13 protein-coding genes are annotated in these 12,273 nt (G+C 62.3%); 5 read left to right on the forward strand and 8 right to left on the reverse strand.

All coding sequences use genetic code 11. The features are described 5' to 3' along the window. Window positions 1-382 (forward strand): SDR family oxidoreductase (locus tag Q0W88_RS09330; protein WP_297802703.1); only part of this gene is annotated, 382 nt, incomplete at its 5' end. Here the strand turns inward: Q0W88_RS09330 and fghA are convergent. Together fghA and Q0W88_RS09340 are read right to left on the reverse strand one after the other, a co-directional pair. After that, entirely contained in the window at window positions 383-1,231 is an 849-nt protein-coding gene (gene fghA, locus Q0W88_RS09335; RefSeq protein ID WP_297802706.1) for an S-formylglutathione hydrolase, read from the reverse strand. It abuts the gene before it with no gap. 1 nt (window position 1,232) lies between these two features. Further along, complete coding sequence (locus Q0W88_RS09340) at window positions 1,233-2,342, reverse strand: S-(hydroxymethyl)glutathione dehydrogenase/class III alcohol dehydrogenase (protein ID WP_297802709.1); 1,110 nt, start codon at window positions 2,340-2,342, stop codon at window positions 1,233-1,235. 117 nt (window positions 2,343-2,459) lie between these two features. Here Q0W88_RS09340 and Q0W88_RS09345 point away from each other — a divergent pair, with 117 nt between their 5' ends. Continuing rightward, entirely contained in the window at window positions 2,460-3,164 is a 705-nt protein-coding gene (locus tag Q0W88_RS09345; RefSeq protein WP_297802713.1) for a lysozyme inhibitor LprI family protein, read from the forward strand. Here Q0W88_RS09345 and Q0W88_RS09350 read toward each other — a convergent pair. The 5 genes from Q0W88_RS09350 to Q0W88_RS09370 form a co-directional block, all read right to left on the reverse strand. Further along, a complete protein-coding gene (locus tag Q0W88_RS09350) occupies window positions 3,131-3,658 on the reverse strand; it encodes a GNAT family N-acetyltransferase (protein WP_297802716.1) in 528 nt (175 codons plus the stop codon). The genes Q0W88_RS09345 and Q0W88_RS09350 overlap by 34 nt on opposite strands. A gap of 14 nt (window positions 3,659-3,672) precedes the next feature. Then, window positions 3,673-6,162 (reverse strand): DNA topoisomerase I, encoded by a 2,490-nt coding sequence (locus Q0W88_RS09355; protein ID WP_297802719.1) that lies wholly within the window; start codon window positions 6,160-6,162, stop codon window positions 3,673-3,675. 112 nt (window positions 6,163-6,274) lie between these two features. Next, window positions 6,275-6,748, reverse strand: a complete 474-nt coding sequence (locus tag Q0W88_RS09360) for a DUF494 family protein (protein ID WP_297802722.1) — start codon at window positions 6,746-6,748, stop codon at window positions 6,275-6,277. Continuing rightward, window positions 6,748-7,866: a DNA-processing protein DprA gene (gene dprA / locus Q0W88_RS09365; RefSeq protein WP_297802727.1), complete on the reverse strand. Its 1,119-nt coding sequence runs from the start codon at window positions 7,864-7,866 to the stop codon at window positions 6,748-6,750. The genes Q0W88_RS09360 and dprA overlap by 1 nt, the downstream gene beginning before the upstream one ends. A gap of 64 nt (window positions 7,867-7,930) precedes the next feature. After that, window positions 7,931-9,061, reverse strand: a complete 1,131-nt coding sequence (locus tag Q0W88_RS09370; protein ID WP_297802730.1) for a LysM peptidoglycan-binding domain-containing protein — start codon at window positions 9,059-9,061, stop codon at window positions 7,931-7,933. A gap of 114 nt (window positions 9,062-9,175) precedes the next feature. Between Q0W88_RS09370 and def the strand changes: the two genes are divergently transcribed. The 3 genes from def to rsmB are packed head-to-tail and all read left to right on the forward strand — an operon-like array spanning window position 9,176 to window position 11,904. After that, complete coding sequence (def, locus tag Q0W88_RS09375; RefSeq protein WP_297802734.1) at window positions 9,176-9,685, forward strand: peptide deformylase; 510 nt, start codon at window positions 9,176-9,178, stop codon at window positions 9,683-9,685. 6 nt (window positions 9,686-9,691) lie between these two features. Further along, window positions 9,692-10,606: a methionyl-tRNA formyltransferase gene (fmt, locus tag Q0W88_RS09380; RefSeq protein WP_297802742.1), complete on the forward strand. Its 915-nt coding sequence runs from the start codon at window positions 9,692-9,694 to the stop codon at window positions 10,604-10,606. Then, on the forward strand, window positions 10,603-11,904 hold the full coding sequence (gene rsmB / locus Q0W88_RS09385; RefSeq protein WP_297802737.1) for a 16S rRNA (cytosine(967)-C(5))-methyltransferase RsmB: 1,302 nt from the start codon (window positions 10,603-10,605) through the stop codon (window positions 11,902-11,904). Before fmt ends, rsmB begins: the two co-directional genes overlap by 4 nt. 34 nt (window positions 11,905-11,938) lie before the next feature. On the opposite strand, the gene Q0W88_RS09390 is transcribed toward rsmB, so the two are convergent. Next, the coding region (locus Q0W88_RS09390; RefSeq protein WP_297802739.1) for a family 16 glycosylhydrolase at window positions 11,939-12,273 on the reverse strand (335 nt) is incomplete at its 5' end.

A 12,273-nucleotide genomic window follows, 5' to 3' on the forward strand; every position in this document is an offset into this window, starting at 1 on the left:
TCCGTTCCTGAAGCAGCACGGCAGCGCCAGCATCGTCAATGTCGGCAGCGTGTCCGGGCTGACCCATGTGCGCACCGGCCCGCTGTACGGTCTGAGCAAGGCGGCGGTGCACCAGCTCAGCAAAAACCTGGCCTGCGAGTGGGCCAGTGACGGCATCCGCGTCAATTCGGTGGCGCCCTGGTACATCCGCACACGACGCACCTCCGAAGCGCTGTCCAATCCCGACTATTTCGAGGAAGTGATTTCGCGCACGCCCATGCGCCGCATCGGTGAACCGGAAGAAGTGGCCGCTGCCATCGCGTTTCTGTGCCTGCCGGCCGCCAGTTACATCACCGGCGAATGCATCGCGGTGGATGGCGGATTTCTGCGTTACGGGTTCTGATTACCGGCAGAGCACGGCGGCATGATGCCGCAGATGATCTTCAACAAAGCTTTGAATGAACCAATAGCTGTGATCGTATCCGGGTTGCAGGCGCAACAGCAGCGGCTGGTTGGCGGCGTCGCAGGCGGCCTGGAATAGCTCAGGGCGCAATTGTTCTGCGCCGAAGGCATCGTCCGTGCCCTGGTCGATCAGGATCGGACCGTCGAAGCGGCGGCCGTCTACCATCAATGCGGTGGCGTCATGCCCGCGCCAGGTGTGTTGATCGCTGCCCAGATAGCGCGGAAAGGCCTTTTGCCCCCATGGTACCTGCATGGGGGCCACAATCGGCGCGAACGCCGACAGCGAGCGGTACAGGCCCGGATGGCGCAGGGCGAGCGTGAGCGCGCCGTGGCCTCCCATCGAATGCCCGCTGATGCCCATTCGCCCCACATCGATCCGGAAGTGCGCATCCAACAGCATCGGCAGTTCGCGGGTGACCGCGCTTTCCATGGCGAAACGCCCGGCATACGGCTCCTGTGTGGCATCCAGCCAGAAGCCGGCCCCTTCGCCGAACTCCCAATCGCCAGTGGCGCCCGCAATGCCGGTATCACGCGGGCTGGTGTCGGGCGTGACCAAGGCCAAGCCGAGTTCGGCCGCCATACGCTGCGCGCCGGCCTTGATGGCGAAGGTTTCTTCACTGCAGGTCAACCCGGCCAGAAACAGCAGCGCCGGTACATGGCCTTGCCGGTCCGGACGGAATACGCCGAAACGGATCGGTGCGCCGCAGGCCTTGGATTCGAACCGGTAGAAACCCTGCACGCCGCCGAAGCAGCGCTTTTCGCTCAGCACCTCGAATGCCGGAAGGTTCATTTCAGTAGATCACCACGCCGCGGATCGATTCGCCGCGGTGCATCAGATCAAAGCCTTCATTGATGTTTTCCAGCGGCATGGTATGGGTGATCAGCGAGTCGATGTCGATCTTTCCTTCCATGTACCAATCCACGATCTTCGGCACGTCGGTGCGGCCGCGCGCACCGCCGAAGGCCGAACCGCGCCAATTACGGCCGGTAACCAATTGAAACGGCCGTGTGCTGATTTCCTGGCCGGCCGCGGCCACGCCGATGATGACGCTGGTGCCCCAGCCTTTGTGGCAGCACTCCAGTGCCTGGCGCATCACCTGCGTGTTGCCGATGCATTCGAAGGAGTAATCAGCGCCGCCTTTCGTGAGCGATACCAGATAGGCGACCAGATCGCCGTCCACCTCCTTCGGATTGACGAAATCGGTCATGCCGAATTTGGTGGCGATGTCCTTGCGCGCCGGGTTGATGTCGACACCGATGATCTGCGCCGCGCCGGCCATGCGCGCACCCTGGATCACGTTCAATCCGATGCCGCCGAGGCCGAACACCACCACACGCGAACCCGGTTCGACCTTCGCGGTGTAGATCACCGCGCCGATGCCGGTGGTGACGCCGCAGCCGATGTAGCAGACCTTGTCGAACGGCGCGTCCTCGCGGATTCTGGCCAGCGCGATCTCCGGCACCACGGTGTATTGCGCGAAGGTCGAGGTGCCCATGTAGTGGTGGATTTTCTTGCCGCCGATGGAAAAGCGCGAGCTTCCGTCCGGCATCAGGCCCTGGCCCTGCGTGCTGCGGATGGCCTGGCACAGGTTGGTCTTCTGGCTCAGGCAGTATTCGCATTGCCGGCATTCGGGGGTGTAGAGCGGAATCACGTGGTCGCCTTTTTTCAGCGTGGTCACGCCCGGGCCGACATCGACCACGATACCGGCGCCTTCATGGCCGAGGATGGCCGGAAAAATGCCTTCCGGATCGGCACCGGAAAGCGTGTAGTAATCGGTGTGGCAGATGCCGGTCGCTTTCAGTTCGACCAGTACTTCGCCGGCTTTCGGACCCTCCAGATCGACGGTTTCGATGACCAGCGGTTTGCCGGCTTCATAGGCAACGGCGGCTTTGACTTTCATGCGGTTTTCCCCAGAGGTAGAGCATCTAATTTACAGCAATCCCCGCCAATTCGACACGCTTGACTTGCAAGGGCGCCGGCGTAAACTGCCCATAAACGCCACCGGGGAACGGCCGCCATGAAAACCGCTTCATCACTCATTGCCGTTGCATTCCTGTTGGCCGCCTGCAGTAAACCGGAACCGCCGGCCGCACCCGCCGTTGCCGAACCCGCTGCCGTTGAGCCGACCGCGCCCGCCGCCGTGCCGCCGCCGACCGGGCCGGTCACCCCGTCTTTCGATTGCGCCAAAGCCGGGAGCGAAGCCGAAACCATGGTGTGTGCCGATTACGGCCTGGCCGCGCTCGACAAGCGTCTGGCCGAAGTCTATGCCGCCGAATTGGCCAAACCGGATGCCGTCAAGGATCTGGCTGCCCGCCAGCGCAGTTGGGTCAAAGGCCGTGATGAGTGTTGGAAAGCAGACGATAAAAAACTCTGCGTGGAAGAAGAATACCGCACACGCATTGCCGAACTGCAGATCAACAGCCCGGGCGCGATGGCCGCCAGCGCCGTGGAATTCAAATGTGATGACAACAGCAAGCCGTTCACCATGGCCTACTACAACGATTACGATGACAGGCCGGCGGTTATCACCCTGGGCAACGACCAAGCCATCGTTTTTCCGCAAGGCGAATGTGGATTTTTACGGCATCGCCCTGGAATGCACGCCAATCAAGGATTCGGCCAACCTATAAGTTGGCCGGCCCAGGGCTTGCTCCGGAGTTTTCGGATGCCGATGGCGTATCGGCATCGTTACCCCGCGTTGGTCCGTTCCGAAACGATATAGCGCTGTATGAAATCAGCGGACTTTCCGTCTGATATCTCGGAATCCAGCACGCCGCCATTGGCCATGATCATTCTGGCGGACGCCTCATTGTGCTTATGGCAGTGAATGTGCAGCTCACCGATGCCCCGCTTGCGCGCTTCTGCGATGGTGAGTGATAAAAGCAAATTGCCAAGGCCACGGCCTCGCGCCTGTGGCCGAATGCCGATGCCAATGTGGCCGCCAGCATTGAAGATTTTTTCGTTCAGGAAGTGGCGGAGATTCGATACCCCGACCAGCTCTCCGTGTTCAACAAGCCAATAGGTCGAACTGGGCACGTACCCTTCCGGCAAATTCCGCCCGGCTTCGAAATCATTGAGCCGGCGCAGCAGCGCAGGAAAGTCCTTGTGGTCGAAGTCCAAGGGAAACGGGTAGCGCTCCTCGTCGCCGAGTTCCTCGATGTAAGCACGGTAGCTGCTCTCGTACTTTGTACTTGGGCGGACCAGTTCAACAGACATGCGGTATACGGATATCAGGCGTTTACGGTTTTCTTCGCTGCTTTCTTGGTCGCTTTTTTCACGGTTTTCTTGGTAGTCTTCTTGGCCGCTTTCTTCGTAGCAGTTTTCTTTTTCGCCGTTTTCTTGGCGGCTTTTTTCGCCGGTGCTTTTTTGACGGCAGGTGCTTTTTTCACGGCGGCTTTTTTGGTGGCTTTCTTGGCGGCACGGCCGAATTTGCGTACCGGCTTGCCTTCGGCCAACAGGGCTTCGCATTCGTCCTGGGTCAGCGACGCCGGCTCGCGGTCTTTCGGAATCTTGGCATTGAACGCGCCATCGGTGATGTACGGACCGAAGCGGCCATTGAGGATCTGGATGTCGGTACCCTCGAAGGTCTTGATGAAGCGGTTGGCCAGGTATTCGCGGCGGCCGTGGATCAGTTCAACCGCCTTGTCCAGCTCGATCTGATACGGATCAATCTCTTTCGGAATCGACGCGAAGGTATCGCCGTGTTTCACGTATGGCCCGAACTGGCCGATGGCGACCATGACCGGCTTGCCTTCCAGTTCGCCGAGCTCTTTCGGCAGCTCGAACAGCTTGAGCGCCTCAGGCAATTGCAGGGTGAAGATGCTCTGTTCCGGGCGCAGCGAGGCGAATTTGGGTTTGTCCTCGTCGTCCTTGCTGCCGATCTGCGCGAATGCCCCGTACTTGCCCATGCGCACCGACACCGGCTTGCCGGACACCGGATCGGTGCCGAGTTCGCGCTGACCGGTGCCTTCCGAGCGGTTGACCTCATCGGTCTTTTCGTCGAGCGTGGCCTTGAACTCCTTCCAGAACTTGTCCATCAGCACCGTCCACGGCTCTTCACCGCGCGACACCGAGTCCAGCTCATCTTCGAGTTTGGCGGTGAAATCGTAGTCGACGTAGTGCTCGAAGTGCGAGGTCAGAAAGCGGTTGACCAGACGGCCGACGTCGGTCGGCCGGAACGCGCGGCTTTCCAGCAGCGCATAGGCCTTGTAGATCAGGGTCTGGATGATGCTGGAGTAGGTCGACGGACGTCCGATGCCGTACTCTTCCAGGGTTTTCACCAGACTGGCTTCCGTATAGCGCGGCGGCGGCTTGGTGAAATGCTGTTCGCCGAGGATGTCGTTGAGCGTGACGCTCTGGCCTTCGGCCAGCGGCGGCAGCTGGGCATTGGCTTCGTCATCCTCGCTGTCTTTCTGGTCCTTGCCTTCCTCGTACACCAGCAGGAAGCCCGGATCGACCACGGTGGTGCCGGTGGCGCGGAAGCCGTGCTGCGGACCGGCGGCGAGTTCGACGCTGACCGTGTTGAGCGTGGCCGGAATCATCTGGCAGGCGACGGCGCGCTTCCAGATCAGTTCGTACAGGCGGCGTTCGTCGTCGCTCAGGTATTTGCCGATGCGGGCCGGCGTGCGCCCGGCGAAGGTCGGCCGGATCGCTTCGTGCGCTTCCTGCGCGTTCTTGGATTTCGATTTGTAGACGTTGGCTTCCGCCGGCAGGTTGTGCTTGCCGAATTCCTGCGCGATGACCTCGCGCAGCTGGCCGAGCGCTTCGCCGGACAGGCTGGTCGAATCGGTACGCATGTAGCTAATCAGGCCGACGGTGCCTTCTTCGCCGACATTGACGCCTTCATACAGTTTCTGCGCGACCTGCATGGTTTTCTTGGTGGTGAAACCGAGCTTGCGCGCGGCCTCCTGCTGCAGGGTGGAGGTGATGAACGGCGGCGACGGACGGCGCTTGCGTTCCTTGCGGTTGACTTCCGCCACCTTCAGTGCGCTTCCGGCGGCGGCCTTCAGGCGGGCCAGCGCGGCTTCAGCGGTTTTGCCGTCGGTAATGGTGAACTGTTCGAACCTGGTGCCATCGAGTTTGACACAGCGGGCGCTGAAGGCCTGGCCTTTGTCCTGCAGCTGGGCGGTGAACGACCAGTGCTCGCGGCTGATGAAGGCCTCGATTTCGTCTTCGCGTTCGCAGATAAGGCGCAGCGCCGGCGACTGCACGCGGCCGGCCGACAGGCCGTTCTTGATTTTGCGCCACAGGATCGGCGACAGGTTGAAGCCGACCAGATGGTCGAGCGCGCGCCGTGCCTGGTAGGCGTCGACCAGATTTCCGGCGATGGCGCGCGGATGCTCGACCGCATGCGCGATGGCCTTCGGGGTGATTTCGGTGAACACCACCCGGTGCAGGGCCTTGTCCTTGAGCAGGCCCTTCTCGGCCAGGATCTCGCCGATATGCCAGGCGATGGCCTCGCCTTCGCGGTCCGGATCGGAGGCCAGATAAATGGCGCTGGCGTCCTTGGCGGCCTTGGTGATGGCATCCACGTACTTCTGGTTCTTTTCCTGCACTTCGTAGCGCATGGCGAAGTTGTCATCGACATTGACCGCGCCGTCCTTGCCCGGCAGATCGCGGACATGGCCGTACGAGGCCAGGACCAGGAAGTCCTTGCCGAGGTATTTATTGATCGTTTTGGCTTTCGCCGGCGATTCAACAATCAGTAAATTCTTTGCCATGTGCTGCTCCGGAAAACGGGTGAAACAGAAGCCGAAGCCCGCACGGGGCGGGCTGGTTCTTTTTTATTAAGGCACCAAGTCGGGGGGTGCTGTCAAGTCCGGGGGGTCCCGGTCAGTGCACCGGCTCGGGGTCGTCGATGAAAATCTGGCTCTCCATCCAGGCGAATGCGGCCTCGGAACCCGGCTGGTTGAACAGCACCATCAGCACCACCCATTTCAGGTCGTCCAGTGCGATTTCGTCCTGGTCCAGCGCCATGGCGCGGTCGATCACCAGCTCGCGCTGCTCGGCCGAGATCACCCCGCGCTGTTCGAGGAACATCAGGAATCCGCGGGCCTCGACCTCGAAGCGGTCGAGCTCGGCTTCGGCAAACAGACGCATAGGGCCCTGCAGGGCGTTGGTCGTCGATTGCGGGCGATCCTGGGCCAGGGTCTCCAGCCAATCAAAGGCCTTGCTGACCTCGGCGGGCGAGAAGCCGGCCTGGATCAGGTTGTTTTGCAGAGTGTCGGGGTCTTGAACCAGCTCGGGGTGGTCGTAGATGTAGTGCTCGAAGAGGTAGAGTAAAACATTCAGTATCGATTCTTTCATTACCCTCTCGCTGACGGTGCGACTGTCATCCCTCTATGGTAACGGCCGAAGCGGTTTTCAACCCAGCCCGACAGTTCCATGCCTACCAAAATGGACGAGATATCCGCCGCTGTCAATCCCGTGCGCAGACAGAGGGTGTCGATGGCCACGGCATCGTGTCCAAGTGCTTGCCAGACCTGCTGTTGTGCGGCGTTCAGCTGCGAGGCCGGCGGCGTGCCCTGTGACGCTTTCGGCGGCAAATGCGCATCGGCAGGAGTACGCGGCATCGGACCGTTCAGGCTGCAACCGAGGATATGACGGACTTCTTCCGGCTGCTCGACCAGAAACGCGCCTTCCCGGATCAGCTGGTGGCAGCCGTAGGCCACCGGGTTATGGATCGAACCGGGCACGGCCATGACCTCTTTGCCCAGTTCGGCCGCCAGTCGCGCGGTAATCAAGGCGCCGGAGCGGATCGCGGCCTCGATCACCAGCGTACCCTGGCTCAGGGCGGCGATGATGCGGTTGCGGGCCGGGAAGTGGCTGCGCAACGCGGGCACGCCGGGCGGATGTTCGGTGATCACCGCGCCGGTTTCGCAGATGCGCCGGTACAGCGCTGCGTTGCTGCGCGGAAAGGCCAGGTCGGGACCGGTCGCCAGCGCGGCGATGGTGTGGCCGCTCAGCAGGGCGCCCTCGTGGGCGGCGGCATCGATGCCGGTGGCCAGGCCGCTGGTGACGGTATAGCCCTGTGCCGCCAGCGTGCGTGCGAAATAATGCGCGCATTCGGCACCGGCCGCGCTCGGTTGGCGGGTTCCGACAATCGCGATCTGCGGGTGCCAGAGCAAATCGCGGCGACCGCGCACGAACAGAAACGGCGGCGGCGAAGCGGTCTGCCGCAGTGCCGGCGGGTAATCGGCATCCTGCCAGGCAATCACATGGTTGCCGGTTTCGCCCAGCCAGGCCCGCCCGCGCTGCAATAAGGCCTGCTTCGCTTTCAAGCCGGGCAGCAGGCTGCGGTCCAGCCGGCACAGGGCTTCCCATGCCGCCGCGGAATCGCGGTAATGCAGCAGGGCTTCGCGGATTTTCCCGGAGCGGGCGGTGCTGTGGATCAGTTGCAGACAGGCCAGTGCGTTATCGGTCATGCCGGAAACGATAACGGCGCCCGAGGGCGCCGACTATCGGAAAAGCTTCGTGTACCGCGGCGGATTAATTCGCGTCGGGATGGCGCAGGAAATAGCCCGGCATGATCGGTAGGGCGTTGTTCATCACGATGGCATAGCTGAGTTTGTCGAAGGTGCGGAACACCATCAGCGTACCCACGCGCTCCTGCGGCATGTGTTTGCGGTCGCTCTGTGCCGCGATTTCGTTGTCGTGCTTGATGCGGTCGGCTTCGACATCGCCCGGGCGCCAGATCGAGTAGGTGTTGCCGTTCTTGATGCCCTGCAGACTGCCGAGCGGGATCGCCACGATGGTGCGGCCGCCGGCAATCATGCCGTCGCGTACGGCGATGATGCGCATCTCGGCGCCGATGTCCGGACCCGGGCTCGGATAGTAATAGGGATCATAGCCGCCGGCGGCGGCCGGCGCCACGCGGTCGCCCTGGCGGATTTCGCGGTTTGCGTCGGTGACGATCACGGTTGCGGTGTCGCCCTTGAGTTTGCTGACCACGCCGTTGGCGACGCGCACCATTTCGGTTCCGACATAGGTCCGTGATCCGGGCTTGTCGGACGTGGTGTTCCAGACATGTTCGCCGTCCAGCGCCAGGCGGTCGCCGCGGGCATCCAGATGCGAAGTGGACAGACGGTTATGGCCATCCATGTAGCCGCTGCCGAAGTGGGCGGTGGCCCGGAAAATTTCGACGTTTTCACCGACCCCGACATCCTGCAGGCCGTGCACATAGATTGCCTTGTCGGTGGTGCCGAGCAGATGGCCTTCCTCCGTGCCCAGCACATACGGCATGGTCTTGAAATCGCTGGAGATGCGCAGATCTTTCAGGTAGGCCCGGTACACGGACGTGTCGATGGCGCCGACCGGGGTGCCCCCGGTGCCGCGGGCGCCGGAATCGTTCACGGTCAGGTAGGGCTTTCCGTCGATGTACACCAGGCGGACCACATCACCGGGGTAAATGAGGTTCGGGTTCTTGATCTGCGGATTGCCTTTCCAGATCTGCGGCCACTGCCAGGGTTTGTCCAGAAAGCGGCCGGCGATGTCCCAGAGGGTATCGCCCTTCACCACGACGTATTCGGTGGGGTGGCCGGTTTTGAGTACATCGGCGGCGGCGGACTGCATGACCAGCAGGCTGGCGCTCATGGTCAAAGCGATGAGTAATTTGCGCATGGTGAATCCCCTAACACCTTAATTATTAACTAACAATATAGCCGAAAAAGCACCGATTAATGCAACAGGGGGTAAAATAGCCCTCCGTATGAATTTGGAACCCGGACCCCGGCCATGAGTCTCCTCCCCATCCTGGAATACCCCGACAAGCGTCTGCGCACGGTCGCCACCCCGATCGAGGGCGTGGATGCCGCCCTGTCCACGCTGATCGATGACATGTTCGAAACCATGTACGAAGCGCCGGGCATCGGCCTGGCCGCGACCCAGGTCAATTTCCACAAACAATTGTTAGTCCTTGATATTTCGGAAGATAAAAGCCAGCCGATGGTGTTCATCAACCCGAAAATCACCGCCAAGGACGGCAAGCAGGTCTATCAGGAAGGTTGTCTGTCACTGCCGAACATCTATGCCGATGTCACCCGCTATAACCAGATCACCGTGGAGGCCCTCGACCGGAACGGTCAGCCGTTCACGTTGGAGGCCGATGGCCTGCTGGCGGTCTGCATCCAGCATGAAATGGATCATCTGATCGGCAAGGTGTTCGTTGATCACCTGTCGCCGCTGAAGCGCGCCTTGGCGGAAAAGAAGCTGGCCAAAATGCGCAAGCTCGGCGCCGAGGCCTGAGTGGCCCTGCGTATTGTTTTTGCCGGAACCCCGGAGTTCGCCGTGCCCGCCTTGCGGACCTGCGCGGCGCGTGGCGAGGTGGTCGCGGTTTACACGCAGCCCGACCGGCCGGCCGGCCGGGGCCGCCAGTTGCAGATGTCGCCGGTCAAACAGGCGGCGCTGGACATGGGGCTGCCGGTCCATCAGCCGCTGAATTTCAAAAACGAAGACGACCTAGCGGTTCTGCGCGGCCATGAGGCCGACCTGATGGTGGTGGTGGCCTATGGCCTGATCCTGCCGCAGTCCGTGCTGGATGCGCCGCGTCTGGGGTGCTGGAATGTGCATGCTTCGCTGCTGCCGCGCTGGCGCGGTGCGGCGCCGATCCAGCGTGCCATTGAAGCCGGCGATGCGGTCACCGGCGTGTGCCTGATGCAGATGGAAAAAGGACTGGATACCGGTCCGGTACTGCTGCAGCTGAAAACGCCGATCGGGGCGAAGGACACCGGCGGCAGTCTGCACGATCGGCTCTCGCAGCTCGGCGCGGAAGTCTTGCGTGACGGCCTGACCCTGGCCCGCGCCGGCATGACGCTGCAGGCCGAAGCGCAGCCGGCCGAGGGCGTCACCTATGCACGCAAAATCGAAAAATCCGAAGCGAAGCTGGATTGGTCTCTGCCCGCAAAAAACCTTGCCGACAGAATCCGCGCCTTCAACCCCTGGCCGGTGGCCGAAACCGGGATGCAGGGCGAACGTCTACGGGTGTATCAGGCAGAGGTTCTGACGGTCGATTCCGGCAAGCCGCCGGGAACGGTTCTGGCGGCCGGCAAAGCGGGCATCGACATCGCCTGCGGGCAGGGCGCGTTGCGGCTGCTCGCGGTCCAGCGCGACGGCGGCCGCGTGCAATCGGCGGCCGAATATCTCAACGCGCGGCCGCTACCGTTTTGAACAGTGACGGCGCCCAGCTCCGCGTCTCCGCGGCACGGGCCGTGCATCAGGTACTGCAGGGCCGCTCGCTGAAGACGGTGTTGGCCCAGGAGCGCAGCGCCTTCGCCGATGGCCGTGACCGCGCGCTGTTGGAAGCGATGACGGTCGGCACCTTGCGCCACCGGCGCAGTCTGGAATTCGCATTGGCTCGTTTCCTGAGCAAACCGCTGGCCCAGAGCGAACCGCTCAGTCACGCGCTGCTGCTGGTCGGACTCACCCAATTGCATCTTCTGCTGTTGGCGCCGCATGCCGCGGTATCGGCCACCGTCGAGGCGGCGCGCCTGCTCGGCAAAGACAGCCATGCCGGGCTGATCAATGCCGTGCTGCGCCGCAGCCAACGCGAAGGTCTGCTGGCCAGTGACGACATCGGCATCCAAGAAAACCACCCGGACTGGCTGTTGGCGCGTCTGCGCGCCGATTGGCCCGAAGCCTGGGCCGACATCGTGGCAGCCAACAACCGCGTGGCGCCGCTGTGGCTGCGCATTCCCGGTGAAGCGGCGCAGCGCGATGCGTTTGCCGCGGCATTGCAGGCCCAGGGCATCGCCCATCGGGGTTCCGATCTCGCGCCGCAGGCGATCCGCATCGATGACGCCATCGCACCGATGCAATTGCCGGGCTGGCAGAACGGCCGCGTGGCGGTGCAGGATCTGTCGGCGCAGTTGCCGGCCATGGCGCTGGCGGTCAAGGCGGGAGAAACGGTGTGGGACATGTGCGCCGCCCCCGGCGGTAAATCCGCGCAACTGCTGGAAGCGGCGCCGGCCATGCTGCTGCTGACCGACAACGAATCCGATCGACTGCCGAAAATCAGAGAGCTGTTCGCGCGTCTCGGTTTTGCCGAAGGTGCCGCCGCACTGCAGGCCTTGGATGCGACGCAGCCGCTGCCGGAAACCCTGCCGCAGGCCTTCGATGCGATTCTGCTGGACGCGCCCTGCTCGGCGACCGGCATCATCCGCCGGCAGCCGGATGTGAAATGGCATCGGCGCGAGAAGGACATCGGTGTGCTCAATACCCTGCAGTGGCGTCTGCTGAAAAACGCCTGGCGGCATTTACGCCCGGGCGGACGATTGCTGTACAGCACCTGCTCGGTGCTGAAAGCGGAAAACGAATCCCTGGTGGGCCAGTTCCTGACGCAGCATGCCGATGCGCGCGCTTTGCCCTTGGATGAACGCTTCGGCCGGATCAGCGGAGCGGGCCGCCAGCGCCTGCCCGGCGAGGATGACGGCGATGGATTTCATTACGCGTTGTTGCATAAGGTCTGATCAGGTCCGTTACCGAAAACGAAGCGATCCTGTCTCAGGGTTTGTTGCGGCCATAGATGCGGACCCAGTCCACAACCATGGCGATATCGCCTTGCTTGATCCGTGCAACTGTGCTGGCCGGGATGCCTGAATAGGGTACTTCGATGCCATTGGTCTTGAATGGATAGGCGCCGCCCAAGGCGAAATTCAGGATCACGAACTTGGGCGTGTCGAAGCTCCATTTCCCGTAATGCTCCGCCATTTTACGGGTGACGCGATAGGTGAGTTTGCCATCCACCAGGAAGCGTATCTGGTCAGGCGTCCATTCCACCGCATATTCATGCCACTGGGTGGCATCGGTTTCCGGCGGGAAGAAATGCTTGTTGACCA

This window comes from Arenimonas sp. GDDSR-1, from assembly GCF_025980345.1.
In the GTDB taxonomy this organism is placed as follows: domain Bacteria; phylum Pseudomonadota; class Gammaproteobacteria; order Xanthomonadales; family Xanthomonadaceae; genus Arenimonas.

Excerpts from the sequence above, each read along its gene's own strand:
- fghA (WP_297802706.1), bottom strand. The coding sequence starts at position 1,231 with ATGAACCTTCCGGCATTCGAGGTGCTGAGCGAAAAGCGCTGCTTCGGC.
- Q0W88_RS09340 (WP_297802709.1), bottom strand. The coding sequence starts at position 2,342 with ATGAAAGTCAAAGCCGCCGTTGCCTATGAAGCCGGCAAACCGCTGGTC.
- Q0W88_RS09345 (WP_297802713.1), top strand. The coding sequence starts at position 2,460 with ATGAAAACCGCTTCATCACTCATTGCCGTTGCATTCCTGTTGGCCGCC.
- Q0W88_RS09350 (WP_297802716.1), bottom strand. The coding sequence starts at position 3,658 with ATGTCTGTTGAACTGGTCCGCCCAAGTACAAAGTACGAGAGCAGCTAC.
- Q0W88_RS09355 (WP_297802719.1), bottom strand. The coding sequence starts at position 6,162 with ATGGCAAAGAATTTACTGATTGTTGAATCGCCGGCGAAAGCCAAAACG.
- Q0W88_RS09360 (WP_297802722.1), bottom strand. The coding sequence starts at position 6,748 with ATGAAAGAATCGATACTGAATGTTTTACTCTACCTCTTCGAGCACTAC.
- dprA (WP_297802727.1), bottom strand. The coding sequence starts at position 7,866 with ATGACCGATAACGCACTGGCCTGTCTGCAACTGATCCACAGCACCGCC.
- Q0W88_RS09370 (WP_297802730.1), bottom strand. The coding sequence starts at position 9,061 with ATGCGCAAATTACTCATCGCTTTGACCATGAGCGCCAGCCTGCTGGTC.
- def (WP_297802734.1), top strand. The coding sequence starts at position 9,176 with ATGAGTCTCCTCCCCATCCTGGAATACCCCGACAAGCGTCTGCGCACG.